This window comes from Nocardioides sp. ChNu-153 (genome assembly GCF_030466625.1).
Taxonomy (GTDB): Bacteria; Actinomycetota; Actinomycetes; order Propionibacteriales; family Nocardioidaceae; genus Nocardioides.
Genome location: NZ_JADEVT010000014.1, coordinates 42743 through 56782, shown reverse-complemented (window position 1 = coordinate 56782; position 14040 = coordinate 42743). Strand labels below are relative to the sequence as shown.

Sequence of the window (14040 nt, the reverse complement as noted above, 5' to 3'; positions counted from 1 at the left end):
TGGTGTGTCCGGCAAGCCCTGAGACGCCTGGAGTCAGTTAACAGCTCCGACACTGCCAAAGACGCATCTGTCGACGAGTTCGTCGACCTCGTTCTGCACGAGCGGGGGGGACCAAGACGCGCCTAAGACGCGAAGCGTCTGGTCCGATGGAAAACGCATGATCCGCATGTCAGTTGCGTTCACCTGAGTGTGGCCGGAGAAGGTTCGAAAGAACTTATCAACCGGCGTACTGTTTAGCCAGATGCACAAGCCGCGGGCGAGTTCCAGGTCCATTCCTGCGCCGCGGATGTGCAAAACGTTGGTCTTGTTGTCGAACGCTATGCCCGAGTCCGAGACCTCGGGTGACCAAACTGCGGCGATTACGCGTCGCCTCTCTTCCTTCGTGGAGAATCTCTTCACAACTACATAATTGCCAGAGGGCAGCAAGCGTCGGGCGTCTCGCTCGGTTCGCAGCGCGTAGTGCTGCGGCTTCGCCCGGGCAACCGGCCATCGAATGACGCCGGCGTCAAAGTGGAGTGGATAGATCATCGGAACGGACGTCTCGTCGGCCTCGGTCATCAGGTTTTCGCGCAAGCGAAAGTCTACAATCTTTCCGGTTGAGACAGAAATGTTCAAAGAGGCCAGATCGCCTGGCAAAGCGAGCACTTTTGCGACATCGGCATCTTCCGTGGGGATCCGTATGAACTGGGCGGAATCACTGGGATCGACAACGTCCGTGGCGCGGACCAGCCGGCGGAGAGGCTCATCGAGATGCCCGAAACTCGTTGACAGGATCACTTGGTCAGCGTGACGGCCCTTCTGTGCGGCAATGACAATTGTTTCTTGAAGGACTTTGCTGTCGGAGAAGACCGCCGAGCGGGAGGCGAAGTCGTGAATATGGGTAAGGTGAACGACGCTCAGCAGGTATCTGCGAAATGGGGCGAATGTGGGCCCATTGGCAAAAGACCTGGGAGTTATGGCAACCAACTGACCGCCGTCATTTAGTTGATTCACACCCAGGGCCATGAAGGCCGCGTAGAGATTTGGTGTGTCGACTAGGTGTCCTGCCAGTTCGCGCCTAGCAGGGTGTATCCCGGCCAACTCGCCGTAGGGGGGGTTCATGAGAACCAGATCGAAGCCACCCAGGTGGGAGTGCCGAGTTATGCCAACTGAAGACTGGATGTAGTCCGCGTTGATGATCTCCCATGTCAGTGACATCTCAGCGGTAGTGGCAGCGGTTTCGCATTCCGCGATAGTCTCTTGAAGTGGGCCGAGGAGCACAGGGTCTAGTTCGTAGCACACAAGGTGAAGGTGCACTCCCGGAGCCTGTGAGATGAGCCGAGCTACAAGCGCAGCACTCAGCGATCCAGTTCCGGCTCCTGGGTCGAGCACTCGGAATGTGCCGTCAGACGGGAGCGTGACCATGTTAGTGAGCAGTTCAGCAGCCTTCGCCGGCGTAAAGTACTGACCCCGCCGCGCCCGATCTTCCGGATTCAGTCTGGCCAAGGTCGTCGAGCGGCGGAGTTCGGCCTGCTCGACGAGGTTTGTTGCGTTCACGCGGGCAGCCTACGGAACAGGATGACCCTCAAAGCAGGCTGACCACCGATGGCAACGCGCGCAGCGAGTAGGACCGATCCCGCGCGGGGACGCGCAACGACCGTCGGCAGGGGTACATGCGGTGGATTTGCGGCTACGTGTCCGGGTTGGGCATCCGCCGGGTCCAGTCATTTGCTCTGTCATTCGCGGGCGGTGCGTCGAAGTTTGCGCCGCAGCGTCCGGTGTTCCGAAGTGTCGTCCGCCCGGGCGTACTGTCGCGGCGAGGGTCGTCGTACTGAGGGAGGTCTGATGATCAGGTTCGCCGAGGTGACGGTCGTCGAGGGCGACATCACGCAGCAGCGGGTCGACGCGGTGGTCAACGCCGCGAACCGGCGCATGCGGGGCGGGGGAGGCGTTGACGGCGCGATCCACGCCGCGGGTGGGCCGGAGGTGCTGGCCGACTGCGCGCGCCGCTTCCCCGACGGGCTTGCCACAGGTGACGCCGGCTGGACGACCGCCGGAGTGATGCCCGCGCGGTGGGTGATTCACGTCGTGGGTCCGAACTACTCGGCCGGAGAGCGCGACCGCGGGCTGCTGGAGTCCTGCTACCGCCGCGCGCTCGAGGTGGCCGACGAGCTCGGGGCGAGCACGGTGGCGTTCCCGCTCGTCAGCGCCGGCATCTACGGCTGGCCGCGCGAGGACGCCATCGCCTGCGCGGTCGAGACGCTGCGCACCACCCCGACGCAGGTCCGCGAGGCCCGGCTCGTCGCCTACGGCCGCCGCGCCTACGACGAGATCGCCGCGGCGCTCGGCTGACCGCCGTACCTCAGCAGGAGGCGCAGCAGCCGCACGCCTCCGCCTCGACGGACCCGTCGGCGCCAAGGTCCCGCGGCGCCGTCGGCGCGCAGCACGCGTCCCCGCGCAGCGCCCCGACGCCCTCCGGCACCGCGACTGCGGCGATGACCATCGCGGCGACGGGGTCGGCCCAGCTGATGCCCCACAGGCTGTTGAGCAGCAGCCCGGCGAGCAGCACCGCCGAGAGGTAGGTGCACAGCAGCGTCTGGTGGGAGTCCGCCACCGCCGAGGGCGACCCGAGCTCGCGCCCCGCCCGCCCCTGGGCCCACGACAGCAGCGGCATGATCGCCAGGCTCAGCGCCGCGATGGCGATGCCGACGCTCGAGTGCTCCGCCTCGTGGCCGCCGAGCATTGCGCGCACGGCGACGAACGAGGCGAACGCGGCGAGCAGCAGGAACGACGTGCCGATCACTAGGAGCGCCACCCGCTCCCGCGCTTGGTGGTTGCGCCCGTCGTGCCGAGACGGGGGCCAGAACCGCTGGGCAGTGCTCACGCCGCCGCCAGACCGGTGACAAGCGAGACGAGTCGCCTGTGTCTGCGTTCTCATTATGGGCGTGCAGCGCCGCGAGGGCGTGAGCCGAAACGGGGGAGATCATGGGCTGGATCCGCAAGACCATCGTCGGGGCAGGTGCTGCAGCGGCCGCGCTGTCGCTCACGGCAGTCACCGCCATGCCGGCGGGCGCCGCGGCCGTGATCGAGCGCATCGACGACGAGCGGGGCGACGTCGGCGTCAGCTACGTCGGCGCGTACGGCCCCAGCTTCACGCCCGCCGTGCCCATGAGCAGCGTGGACGTCGAGTGGGTCACGGTGAAGCAGGTGGGAGCCAACCACCTGCTGGAAATCAAGGTGGAGGACGTCTTCGTCTACCTCCTGAAGTACGCGCGGTCCGGCGACAGGCGGGACCTGAACGTGGCGGAGCAGCGCGTGCACGGCGTGTACCGCGGTGTGGAGGTCTCGGTGCGCCCCACCCAGGCCGGGACGGCGTTCTTCGTCGAGGCCACCGTCACCTGGCACGCGGACGGCAGCAGGGAGCGCTGCGCGACCGCCGGGCAGGTGACGTTCTCCCGCGTGCACGACCTGGTCGGCCTCACGCTGCCGGACGCGTGCCTCCCCGACGAGCTGTGGTACGACCACCTCTCGGCGGGGGTGAACATGGTGCTGACCCGTGAGGTCGTCGTCGGAACGCGCACCGTCTCGGAGTCCAGGCGTTACGCCTTCGACAGCGCCAGCACGTACAGGCAGTAGCCGGGCGGTCGGACGAGGCGGGGCGTTTCGTGCCGTCGTACCGGGGGAGCGTGGGCCCCGTGAGCCAGCAGCCTCCCCACAGCCGTGCCCGCCGCAGCCTCGCCTGGCCCCTATTCGCGCTCGCCACCGCGCTGGTGGGCGTCGGCGCGGGCATCGCGATCGGGCTGCTCATCGAGGGTGGCGGCAGCGACGACCGAGGAGAGCGCAACGCCTCGACGGGTTGCGGGCTACTTGTCGACATCGACCGCGACGAGCCGCTGACCGAGGACTCCGCCATGGACGACCCCGCCTTCTGGGAGCTGTCCGCGATGGCGCCGCTCGCCAGCGCAGCGGGGACGGCCGACGACGAGTACGCCGACCTCGCCGAGGCGGCGCAGGTCATCGGGAGGTCCCTGCAGACCTATGACACCGACGCGCTGTCCGGTGCCCTCGACGACGTCGCCGACGAGTGCGAGGCGCTCGGCCTCGCCACCGACTGACCCCTCACGGAGACCGCCGGGTGCTGCTCACCCGCGATCCCGCGGGCGCCTCAGGGGAGTCGGGCGGCCGCGCGCCGCTCGGCGGCTTCGTCGACCGCGGTCCACACGCGGTAGATCACCCGCTCGAGCACGGTGGCGCTGACGCCGAGCGCCGCGAGACCGATGAGGATCCGCAGCGGGAACGACAGGTGGTCCAGCGCCGGGCTCAGGAACAGGGCGAGCACCAGGAGCATCCCCGGCCAGGCGATGATCCGGCTCGTCCGCCATCTCGTGTATCCCACGCGCGCCACCGTAGGCCCCTCGCCCGCCCACGTGCCGCGAACGCCGCACCCGCACGCCGTACCCGAGACCCCCGAACCCCGCCGAAAGTCGGAAGCCCGGCGAGGCCACCCCCGATATCGTGGGCGACCGGCGCGCGACGCGCCGCCTGACGGGCCTCGCACCCCGCCGCAGACGCGCCGCCACCGCGACTGCCGCCGTACCCCCACCGCTCGAACCGAGGCCCACTTGCTGTTCCGCCTGCTGCGTGACCACCTGCGTCCCTACCGCCGCCAGCTGCTCGTCATCGGGCTGCTGCAGCTGGGGTCGACGGGGGCGATGCTGTTCCTGCCCAACCTCAACGCCTCGATCATCGACGAGGGCGTCACCCAGGGGGACACGGGCCACGTGCTGCGCATCGGCGCGCTCATGCTGCTCATCTGCCTCGGGCAGATCGCCTGCCAGGTGACGGCCGTCTGGTTCTCGGCGCGCACCGCGATGGCGGTCGGGCGGGACATGCGGGCGGAGCTGTTCGGACGCATCACCGGGTTCTCCGGGCGGGAGGTCGGGCAGTTCGGGGCGCCGTCGCTCATCACGCGGGTGACGAACGACGTGCAGCAGGTGCAGATGCTCACCCTGATGACGTGCAGCATCGCGGTGTCGGTGCCGATCATGATGTTCGGCGGCATCGCGATGGCGCTCTACACCGACGTCGGGTTGTCATGGATCTTCGCCGTCGTCGTGCCCACCCTCTTCGTGGTCGTCGCGATCGTCGTGCGCGGCATGGTGCCGAGCTTCCGCGCCCAGCAGGGCCGCATCGACACCGTCAACCGCGTGCTGCGCGAGCAGATCACCGGCATCCGCGTCGTGCGCAGCTTCGTGCGCGAGCGCGAGGAGACCGACCGGTTCGACGACGCCAACGCCCAGCTCACCGAGGTCTCCATCCGCGCCGGCCGCTGGCTGGCCACCCTGTTCCCGCTCGTCATGCTCGTCGTCAACGTCGCGAGCGTCGCCGTCATCTGGTTCGGCGGCCACCGCGTCGACTCCGGCGAGCTGGGCGTGGGCCAGCTGACCGCGTTCATCGCCTACCTCATGCAGATCGTCATGTCGGTGATGATGGGCACCTTCATGCTCATGCAGATCCCGCGCGCCGCGGTCTGCGCCGATCGCATCAGCGAGGTGCTCGACACCTCCTCCAGCGTCCACCCGCCCGAGCAGCCCGTCACCCACCTGCCCGAGTCGGCGACGCTGCGCTTCGAGCACGCCGGCTTCACCCACCCCGGCGCCGAGAAGCCCGTCCTCACCGACGTCTCGTTCTCCGCCGGCCCCGGCCAGACCGTCGCCGTCATCGGCTCCACCGGCTCCGGCAAGTCGACCCTCGTCGACCTCGTGCCCCGGCTCATGGACGCCACCGAGGGCCGCGTGCTCGTCGGTGGCGTCGACGTGCGCCAGGTCGACCCCGAGCTGTTGTGGTCGCGCATCGGGCTGGTGCCCCAGCGCGCGTTCCTCTTCAGCGGCACCATCGCCAGCAACCTGCGCCACGGCAAGGCCGACGCGACCGACGACGAGCTGTGGGAGGCCCTCGAGGTCGCCCAGGCCCGCGACTTCGTCGCCGCGCTCCCCGACGGGCTCGACTCGGTCGTCGCCCAGGGCGGCACCAACTTCTCCGGCGGCCAGCGCCAGCGCCTCGCCATCGCGCGGGCCCTCGTGCGCCGCCCCGAGGTCTACCTCTTCGACGACTCGTTCTCCGCCCTCGACCTCGCCACCGACGCCCGGCTCCGCGCGGCGCTGAAGCCGTGGACCACCGACGCGTGCGTGCTCGTCGTCGCCCAGCGCATCTCCACCATCCGTGACGCCGACCTCATCCTCGTGCTCGAGGACGGGCACCTCGTCGGCTCCGGCACCCACGAGACGCTCGTCGACGACTGCCCGACGTACGCCGAGATCGTCGCGTCCCAGCTGAGCGCGGAGGAGGCGGCATGAGCACCGACCAGGAGCAGCGCACCGACGAGAAGCACGGCGGCGGGCTGCGCGCGACCGAGCGGATCGCCGTACCCCAGCGCGGGCCCGGGCCCGCCGGCGCCATGGGCGCGGGGGAGAAGGCCATGGCGTTCGTGCCGTCGGCCCGCCGGCTGCTGCGCCGCATGCGCCCCCAGCGTGCCAAGGCCACCCTCGTGGTGCTGCTCGCCATCGGCAGCGTCACCCTCATGTCGCTCGGGCCGTGGCTGCTCGGACGCGCCACCGACCTCGTGTTCGCCAGCTACATCGGCCGCCAGCTGCCCGGCGGCCAGACCGCGGAGCAGGCCGAGACCGTGCTGCGGGCCGGCGGCCAGGGCGAGCTCGCCGACCTCGTGTCGGGGATGGACGGCCTCGTGCCCGGTCGGGGGGTCGACTTCGGGGCCGTCGGGCAGGCGCTGCTCGTCGTGCTCGCCGTGTACGTCGCAGCTGCCGCGCTCGCGTGGCTGCAGGGGTGGTTGCTCAACGACGTCGTGCAGTCGACCATCCGCGAGTTGCGCGCCGACGTCGAGCGCAAGATCCACGCCATGCCGCTCGCGACCTTCGACAAGGCGCCGCGCGGCGAGCTGCTGAGCCGCGTCACCAACGACATCGACAACGTCGGGCAGACCCTGCAGCAGACGATGAGCCAGCTGCTCACCTCGCTGCTCACCGTCGTCGGGATCCTCGCGATGATGCTGTGGATCTCGCCGCTGCTCGCCGTCGTGGCGCTCATCGCGGTGCCGGTCTCGCTGGTGCTGACCGGCGCGGTGATGAAGCGCAGCCAGCCGCAGTTCGTCACCCAGTGGCGCCGCACCGGCTCGCTCAACGCCCACGTCGAGGAGTCCATCTCCGGGCACGCGCTCGTCACCGTCATGGGTCGCCGGGGAGCCGCCGAGGAGGTCTTCGCCGAGCAGAACGACGCGCTCTACGACGCGGCTTACCGCGCCCAGTTCGTCTCCGGGCTCCTCATGCCCGTGATGATGCTCATCGGCAACCTGTCGTACGTCGTGGTGGCCGTCGTCGGCGCGTTCCGCGTGACCGCCGGCGCGATCACGATCGGGGACGTGCAGGCGTTCATCCAGTACTCCCGGCAGTTCAACCAGCCGCTGACCACCGTCGCGTCGATGACGAACCTGCTGCAGTCGGGCGTCGCGTCCGCCGAGCGGGTCTTCGAGCTGCTCGACGCCGACGAGGAGGTCGACGCCACCATCGTGGCCGCCCGGGCCGCCGCCGCGGCCGAGGCACCCCGGGGGCGCGGCGAGGTCGCGTTCGAGCACGTCTCGTTCTCCTACAGCGCCGACCGGCCGCTCATCGAGGACCTCTCGCTCGTCGCGCGCCCCGGCCAGACCGTCGCGATCGTCGGCCCGACCGGCGCCGGCAAGACGACGCTGGTCAACCTCGTGCTGCGCTTCTACGAGCTCGACGCCGGGCGCATCACGCTCGACGGGGTCGACGTCACCGAGCTGTCGCGCCACGACCTGCGCGCGCAGACCGGCATGGTGCTGCAGGACACCTGGCTCTTCGAGGGCACCATCCGCGACAACATCGCCTACGGCCGCCCGGGCGCCGGCGAGGACGAGATCCTCGAGGCCGCGCGCGCGACGTACGTCGACCGGTTCGTGGGCTCGCTGCCCGACGGCTACGGCACCGTCGTCACCGAGAACGGCGAGAACCTGTCGGCCGGCGAGCGGCAGCTGCTCACCATCGCCCGCGCGTTCCTCGCCGACCCGGCGCTGCTGATCCTCGACGAGGCCACCAGCTCCGTCGACACCCGCACCGAGCTGCTGCTGCAGAAGGCGATGGGCGCGCTGCGCGAGGACCGGACGTCGTTCGTCATCGCCCACCGGCTCTCCACCATCCGCGACGCCGACGTCATCCTCGTGATGGAGGCCGGGCGCATCGTCGAGCAGGGGACGCACGGCGAGCTGCTGGAGGCCGACGGCGCGTACGCCGCGCTCTACCGGTCGCAGTTCGCGGCGAGCGCGATCGAGTGAGGGGGAGACGTGGACGGTGAGTGGTTCTCGCTGCGCGGGAAGTCGGCGATCAGGGACCTGTGGGTCGCGCCGGAGTGGGAGGGCCAGCCGAAGCTCGGGCCGTGGCTCCTGCCCGACGGGCGCGAGATCCCGCGGCTCATCGAGGACGGCCAGGCCGACGAGCTCGGCTTCCCGTTCTGGTTCCGCCAGGTCGAGGGCTCCCGTGGGCGGCGCCGCGGCGACCTCCTCTGGGGCGGCGGATCGAGGACCAAGGTGGTCTCGCGACGATTCGTCGACGCGCTCGGGGAGCTCGGGGTGCTCGACGACCTCATGACCTACCCGGCGGCGATACTGGACCGCCGTCGGCGCGTGATCGAGGCCGACTACCTGGGGCTCGTCGAGCCCATCGGGCGCGGAGAGGTGCGCGCGGGGCTGACGACGCAGCGCAACTCCATGCTCACCGTGAGCGCCCGGGTGCTGGAGGGCCTGCGCGAGCGCGGTGTGACCGAGTTCGAGGCCGAGCCGACGGAGCGGGACGTCGAGCCGTGGGACGGGCCGCCGCTCTTCGAGCTGTCCTTCGACACCGTCGTCTTCAGCCGCGCGAAGGACGCCGTCGGGGTGTACGACGAGGCGCTCGCCGAGCACTTCCCGGCCGAGACGTTCGAGGTGGGCGACCGAGCCCTCCGGGACGTCCTCACGTTCGACGACCTGGCGATGGACCGGAGCCTGTGGGCCGCCGTGGCCGAGCTCGACGGCGATGTCGGCTTCCCCCTCGACCGGGTCATCGCGAGCTGCCGCCTGCTCGGTATGTCGGCCGCAGCCGAGGCCATCCTCTCGGGGCGTGCTGCGCTGGTGTCGGACCCGCCGGCGGCGGTGCCGGACGTCGACCTGTCCGTCCGCGGATCGGGCGACGCGGCGTACGACGAGTTCAGCTTCGACGGCCTGTGGCCCGCGGTGCAGGCCGTCGTCGCCGGGCAGCCGCAGCTCTTCGGGGCGCCGTCCGCAAACTGGTGACCACGGCGCCTGGGGTCGCTGTCGGTGGCCTCCCCTAGCGTGCCGTGGTCGAGGCCATCGAGGAGCTCGACGTCCCCGGGAACCCGCCGACGCGGCTGTCGTCGCGGAGTACCGTGGACGGTCCGTCGTGGGTGGACCGGGCGCGACGAGCGTCGCGCAGAACGCTCAGGAGAGGCGAGGCGAGATGAGCAAGGACCAGAAGTCCTCGGCAGCGGGTGCGAGCGTCCCGGTGAGGTCGTCGTCCCAGCGCGATCCTCTGACCGAGGGACAGCGCCGCAAGATCGCAAATATCCGGGCGGTCTACAGCAAGAAGCGGCAGGCCGCCGAGGCGGGTCGGCGCGGGTCGGCTTCCTGACTGTGGATCGCGTCTGGCTGCTCAGATACCCGGCGAGGTGGCCGCGTCGCCGTACACGCGCCGCGAGGTGACCGTGCCGGCGCCGTTGCGCTGCTCGAGCACCTGCGACGACTGCACCTCGGCGCCGCGCAGGGTGGCGCCGGACCGCACGCAGGCGGCGGGCAGGCGCAGCAGGATCCAGTGGTCGACCGTCGACGTGCTGACGGTGGCGGGGCTCCGGCAGACGCCGTCGCGCTCGGAGATGGTCGCCGTGACCTGGGGACGGGCCCCGACCTCCCAGATGGCCGTGCCGGTGAGGAAGGCGGACGTGCCGTCGTACAGGTCGACGACCACCGACTGCGCGCCCTGCTGCCGGTTCGCCACCTTGGCCGCGCCGTAGAACTTCCTCAGGTCGACGCGCACGAAGATCGTGTCCCGGTTGGAGGTGACGGTGACCCGCTCGAGGTCGACCGCCGCCGGGTCGATGCGCGGCGTGAACGACGGACCCGAGCTGGCGTAGGGGTCGAGGGTGACGTCGCCGCGGGCGTCGTCGACGACGATCGTGGGGGCCGTCGCCGCGCCGCTGGCGGCGGGCGCCGCACCGAGCCCCATCGCGGTCGCGACCAGGGCTGCTGCCGTCCACGTCCTGCGCACCATCACGTACCCCTGTCGCCCCGGCTGCCGCTCGGCCGCCGAGGGCAACGGTCCCGTCCGGCGCCGGCGTCCGTCAAGCGGAGAGGTACGGCGCACGTCGCCGCGACACGCGGACGCGGCCGGGCCGGCGCGCGACGATGACCGCGTGGACACCTTCGCCGCGATCGCCGACGAGCGCCGAGCCCTGGCCGCGCTGCTGACGGGGCTCACCCCCGCGCAAGCCGCGACGCCGAGTCTCTGCGACCGGTGGACCGTGCACGACGTCGCCGCCCACCTGGTCGTGCCGCTCGAGGTGGGGCTCGGCGGGTTCGCGCGGGCGATGATCGTCGCGCGCGGCAGCTTCCACCGGGCGAACGTGCGGCTGGCCCACGAGCAGGCGCGCCGCCCGCTGGCCGAGCTCGCCGGGGTGCTGCGGGCGAAGGCCGACTCCCGGTTCACCCCTCCCGGCCACGGCCCCGAGGCGCCCCTGACCGACCTCCTCGTGCACGGCCTCGACGTCCGGTGGCCGCTCGGGCTGGCGCGCGACGTACCGGCGGAACGACTGACCGCGACTCTGAACTTCCTCGCCTCGTCGCGCGACCGCAGCTTCGTGCCCCGCGGGGCGCTGGACGGACTGCGGTTCGAGGCCGACGACGTCGACTGGGCCCACGGCAGCGGCCCGGTCGTGCGCGGCCGCGCGGAGGCGCTGCTGCTCGCGATCACCGGTCGCGCCGCCGCGCTCGAGCACCTCGCCGGCGACGGCGTCGCGACGCTGCGCGAGCGTCTGGCCTGACCCCGGTGGCGTACGACGAGCAGTTCGCCGCCCGCGTCCGGGGCGCCCTGGCCGGGGAGTCGGAGGTCCGCGAGGTGAAGATGTTCGGCGGCCTCGCGTTCATGGTCGACGGCGCCATGGCCGTCTGCGTCTCGACCGGCGGGGGAGCGCTGCTGGTGCGGGTGTCGCCCGCCCGCGACGCCGAGCTGGTGCGGGCGGCGGGCGCTCGCCGGGCCGAGATGGGCGCCGGGCGGTCGATGGGCGAAGGGTGGATAGCCGTCGACGACGCGGCGGTGGCCGGCGACGGCCTGCGGTCCTGGCTCGACGCCGCCCTGGAACGCGAGGGGCGTCGAGGCGAGGGCGGCTGACGCGCGGCGTACTGCTCGAGGAGCGCTCTGGTGCGGTGGTGGTGTCTCCTGCGGCGCTGGGGTGTCGGGTGCGGCGGTCCGCCACGTGTGCAGTAGCCCGGACACCGCGTTACAGCGGCGGGCCGGGCGTCGCACCCAGCGCGAGGGCGTCAGGGGCGCGGGGGCTCCTCCTCGAAGTAGACGACCTCGACCTCGGAGCCCAGCTCGCCCTGCAGACGGCGAGAGAGGTGGAGACCGTCGTTCCACCAGCGCCACGCCTCCGCCACCCGGTCGACCTCGAACGGCGACTCCGGCTCGACCCCGTAGCGGTCGTTCCACGCCGACAGTGCGTCGGCCAGGTCGGGACTGATCGCCAGCTCTTCGAGCTCGATGTCGCCGTACGGCCCGCCCGGCGTGCGGTCCCAGAGAGGCGAGGCGAAGTACTCGGCCATGACGTGGACGACGCTGACGACCCGCATCGCCGCAGGCTAGCGCCGCGATGCCCGGAACGCTCGGGCTTCGGCGACGGCGGGCCCGCGACGTACCTCGGGGGCCGTTCTTCTGGTGCGGTGCAGATGTCTCCTGCGGCGCTGGGGTGTCTGGTGCGGCGGTCTGCGGCGTGTTCAGTAGCCCGGACACCGCATTACAGCGGCGCGTGCGACCGCCCACGGGCTCGTGGGGCACGCAAAGACGACGCACAGGAACCGGACAGGATCCGTTCCTAGCGTCCCTGCCATGAACGTGAACACCCGACCCGGCGGCGCGACCGCCGCCCCGCGCGCCCGCCGTACCGCCCGCTGGATCGCGGCCACCACGCTGACCCTCGGCCTCACCCTCACGGGGTGCGCCGCCGAGACCACGTCGTCCTCGTCCGGTGCGTCGTCGTCGGCGGTGTCGTCGGCCGCTGCCGCCGCCGGTACGACGTCGACCACCGACGCCACGACCACCGCCGCGACGATCACCGACACCGCCGCGGCGGCCGAGGCGTTCCTCGCGACGCTGTCCGACGAGCAGCGGGAGCAGGTGCTCTACGACTACGACGACGAGACGAAGACGACGTCGTGGTCGAACTTCCCGGTCACCTTCGTGGAGCGTGCGGGCCTCGACCTGGCCGACCTCACCGAGGAGCAGCAGGTCGCCGCGATGGAGGTGCTCGAGGCGCTGCTGAGCGACGAGGGGTACGCCACGGTCACCGGGATCATGGCGGGCGACCAGTACCTCCTCGACAACAGCAGCAGCACGGAGGAGTCGCTGGGGCAGTACTACATCGCCTTCTTCGGCGACCCGTCCGACACCACGGCCTTCGAGGTGCAGTTCGGCGGCCACCACCTCGGCATCAACGCCACGCTCGACGGCAGCACCGACGCCATCACCTTCGCGCCCACGCACCTCGGGGTGCAGCCCGCCGTCTGGACGAACGAGGACGGCGAGGAGGTGCAGCCGTTCGGCACCATCTACGAGACCGCCTTCGCGTTCTACGACAGCCTCACCGACGAGCAGAAGGCTGCGCTCTACCAGGGCGAGTCCGTCGCGGCGATGGTGTGCGCGCCCGGCAGCACCTGCAGCTACCCGACCGGCACCGGCCTGTCCGGCGCGGACCTCACCGACGAGCAGAAGCAGCTTCTGCTCGACGTGATCGCCAACTGGGTGGGCCTCGCCGACGAGGAGACCACCGCCACCGCGCTCGCCGAGATCGAGGCGACCCTCGACGAGACCTACGTGAACTGGTCGGGCGCCACCGTCTACGACATGACGCAGGGCGACGGCATCTACTTCCAGATCTCCGGGCCGAAGGCGTACGTCGAGTTCGCCGCCCAGCAGGGCTCCGCCGGCGCCGACGTCGACGGGGTCACCACGTCGGGCTGGGGCCACGTGCACACGATCTACCGCGACCCGACCAACGACTACGCCGGCAGCGCCACCCAGCAGGAGTCGACGGGCATGGGCGGCGGCATGGGCGGCACGCCCCCCGGCGGTGGTACGCCGCCCGCCGACGCGCAGGACGGCTGAGGCGCGGCGGCGAGCCGCCGGTCGCCGGCCTTGTGCGGAGGTCCGCTGAGCAGACGTCGAGCAGCAGACCTCCGCACAAGCGCGCCAGCGCCGAGGTAGCGGGCCACCGGCCCCTCAGACAGCGCCGATGGCAGCTACCCGCGAGCCGGTCTTCGGGCACTCCCACACCGCCGCCTCGTCGTGGACCGCCGCGAGCAGAGGGTGGTTGCGGGGGTGCAGCGGGCACGGCGGCCAGTTGTTGGGGCCGGTCGGCATGAGGTAGTCGATGACCGCCTCCTGCACCGCGTCGGCGACCCACGCGACCTGCTCGGCCTCGGTCGCCAGGCGCGACACGGTGATCCCGGTGCCGGCCCCATCGGGGGTGTGGAGCATCGCCGAAGCCACAGCGGTGTCGTCGAGCCAGTCGTAGTCGAGCAGGCGTGGAGGTGCGATCCCCGACCGCACGAGGTCCCGCATCACGGGGGCGATGGCTTGCTCCAGGAGGACGTCCACCGGGCCAGCATCGAGCGGCGCGACCGCAGCGTCCACCGAGTTTCGGGTGCGCAGGAGCGGCGAGCGCCGGCTGCCGGGCACGTGCGGAGATCCGCTGAGCAGACGAGTCGCAGCA

Annotated in this window: 16 protein-coding genes; 10 read left to right on the top strand and 6 right to left on the bottom strand. The window is 71.1% G+C overall.

What is annotated here, in order from left to right; all coding sequences use genetic code 11:
• Positions 1-33: 33 nt before the first annotated feature.
• Positions 34-1536 (bottom strand): N-6 DNA methylase, encoded by a 1503-nt coding sequence (locus tag INN71_RS15270; RefSeq protein WP_277499616.1) that lies wholly within the window; start codon positions 1534-1536, stop codon positions 34-36.
• Between the two features lie 288 nt (positions 1537-1824).
• Between INN71_RS15270 and INN71_RS15265 the strand changes: the two genes are divergently transcribed.
• The gene (locus INN71_RS15265; RefSeq protein WP_277499617.1) at positions 1825-2331 is read left to right on the top strand and encodes an O-acetyl-ADP-ribose deacetylase; all 507 of its coding nucleotides are present in this window, start codon (positions 1825-1827) and stop codon (positions 2329-2331) included.
• 10 nt (positions 2332-2341) lie between these two features.
• Here the strand turns inward: INN71_RS15265 and INN71_RS15260 are convergent, their stop codons facing one another.
• A complete protein-coding gene (locus INN71_RS15260; RefSeq protein WP_277499618.1) occupies positions 2342-2863 on the bottom strand; it encodes a cation transporter in 522 nt (173 codons plus the stop codon).
• A 101-nt stretch (positions 2864-2964) separates the two neighbouring features.
• Here INN71_RS15260 and INN71_RS15255 point away from each other — a divergent pair, with 101 nt between their 5' ends.
• Both INN71_RS15255 and INN71_RS15250 read left to right on the top strand, forming a co-directional pair.
• Positions 2965-3615 (top strand): hypothetical protein, encoded by a 651-nt coding sequence (locus INN71_RS15255; RefSeq protein ID WP_277499619.1) that lies wholly within the window; start codon positions 2965-2967, stop codon positions 3613-3615.
• A 59-nt stretch (positions 3616-3674) separates the two neighbouring features.
• Complete coding sequence (locus INN71_RS15250; RefSeq protein ID WP_277499620.1) at positions 3675-4094, top strand: hypothetical protein; 420 nt, start codon at positions 3675-3677, stop codon at positions 4092-4094.
• A 50-nt stretch (positions 4095-4144) separates the two neighbouring features.
• Here the strand turns inward: INN71_RS15250 and INN71_RS15245 are convergent, their stop codons facing one another.
• A complete protein-coding gene (locus INN71_RS15245) occupies positions 4145-4375 on the bottom strand; it encodes a hypothetical protein (RefSeq protein WP_277499622.1) in 231 nt (76 codons plus the stop codon).
• Positions 4376-4601: 226 nt separating this feature from the next.
• Here INN71_RS15245 and INN71_RS15240 point away from each other — a divergent pair, with 226 nt between their 5' ends.
• From INN71_RS15240 to INN71_RS15225, 4 genes are all read left to right on the top strand, one after another.
• Positions 4602-6335, top strand: a complete 1734-nt coding sequence (locus INN71_RS15240) for an ABC transporter ATP-binding protein (protein ID WP_277499624.1) — start codon at positions 4602-4604, stop codon at positions 6333-6335.
• On the top strand, positions 6332-8344 hold the full coding sequence (locus INN71_RS15235) for an ABC transporter ATP-binding protein (protein WP_277499625.1): 2013 nt from the start codon (positions 6332-6334) through the stop codon (positions 8342-8344). Before INN71_RS15240 ends, INN71_RS15235 begins: the two co-directional genes overlap by 4 nt.
• Positions 8345-8353: 9 nt before the next feature.
• Entirely contained in the window at positions 8354-9337 is a 984-nt protein-coding gene (locus tag INN71_RS15230; protein WP_277499626.1) for a hypothetical protein, read from the top strand.
• Positions 9338-9521: 184 nt separating this feature from the next.
• Positions 9522-9692 carry a hypothetical protein gene (locus tag INN71_RS15225; RefSeq protein WP_277499628.1) on the top strand — a complete coding sequence of 57 codons (171 nt, stop codon included), beginning with the start codon at positions 9522-9524 and terminating at the stop codon, positions 9690-9692.
• A gap of 21 nt (positions 9693-9713) precedes the next feature.
• On the opposite strand, the gene INN71_RS15220 is transcribed toward INN71_RS15225, so the two are convergent.
• A complete protein-coding gene (locus INN71_RS15220; protein ID WP_277499629.1) occupies positions 9714-10328 on the bottom strand; it encodes a hypothetical protein in 615 nt (204 codons plus the stop codon).
• Between the two features lie 142 nt (positions 10329-10470).
• Between INN71_RS15220 and INN71_RS15215 the strand changes: the two genes are divergently transcribed.
• Both INN71_RS15215 and INN71_RS15210 read left to right on the top strand, forming a co-directional pair.
• Positions 10471-11097 (top strand): maleylpyruvate isomerase family mycothiol-dependent enzyme, encoded by a 627-nt coding sequence (locus tag INN71_RS15215; protein ID WP_277499630.1) that lies wholly within the window; start codon positions 10471-10473, stop codon positions 11095-11097.
• A gap of 5 nt (positions 11098-11102) precedes the next feature.
• Complete coding sequence (locus INN71_RS15210) at positions 11103-11444, top strand: TfoX/Sxy family protein (RefSeq protein ID WP_277499631.1); 342 nt, start codon at positions 11103-11105, stop codon at positions 11442-11444.
• Positions 11445-11593: 149 nt separating this feature from the next.
• On the opposite strand, the gene INN71_RS15205 is transcribed toward INN71_RS15210, so the two are convergent.
• Positions 11594-11902, bottom strand: a complete 309-nt coding sequence (locus tag INN71_RS15205; RefSeq protein WP_301801040.1) for a hypothetical protein — start codon at positions 11900-11902, stop codon at positions 11594-11596.
• 256 nt (positions 11903-12158) lie between these two features.
• Between INN71_RS15205 and INN71_RS15200 the strand changes: the two genes are divergently transcribed.
• Positions 12159-13433: a DUF3500 domain-containing protein gene (locus INN71_RS15200; protein WP_301801039.1), complete on the top strand. Its 1275-nt coding sequence runs from the start codon at positions 12159-12161 to the stop codon at positions 13431-13433.
• Positions 13434-13547: 114 nt separating this feature from the next.
• Here the strand turns inward: INN71_RS15200 and INN71_RS15195 are convergent, their stop codons facing one another.
• The gene (locus INN71_RS15195; RefSeq protein WP_301801037.1) at positions 13548-13925 is read right to left on the bottom strand and encodes a hypothetical protein; all 378 of its coding nucleotides are present in this window, start codon (positions 13923-13925) and stop codon (positions 13548-13550) included.
• Positions 13926-14040 lie beyond the last annotated feature (115 nt).

Bases quoted from the DNA above. Each gene is read 5' to 3' on its own strand.
- INN71_RS15265 (WP_277499617.1), top strand. From the start codon at position 1,825: ATGATCAGGTTCGCCGAGGTGACGGTCGTCGAGGGCGACATCACGCAG.
- INN71_RS15255 (WP_277499619.1), top strand. From the start codon at position 2,965: ATGGGCTGGATCCGCAAGACCATCGTCGGGGCAGGTGCTGCAGCGGCC.
- INN71_RS15235 (WP_277499625.1), top strand. From the start codon at position 6,332: ATGAGCACCGACCAGGAGCAGCGCACCGACGAGAAGCACGGCGGCGGG.
- INN71_RS15225 (WP_277499628.1), top strand. From the start codon at position 9,522: ATGAGCAAGGACCAGAAGTCCTCGGCAGCGGGTGCGAGCGTCCCGGTG.
- INN71_RS15220 (WP_277499629.1), bottom strand. From the start codon at position 10,328: ATGGTGCGCAGGACGTGGACGGCAGCAGCCCTGGTCGCGACCGCGATG.
- INN71_RS15205 (WP_301801040.1), bottom strand. From the start codon at position 11,902: ATGCGGGTCGTCAGCGTCGTCCACGTCATGGCCGAGTACTTCGCCTCG.
- INN71_RS15200 (WP_301801039.1), top strand. From the start codon at position 12,159: ATGAACGTGAACACCCGACCCGGCGGCGCGACCGCCGCCCCGCGCGCC.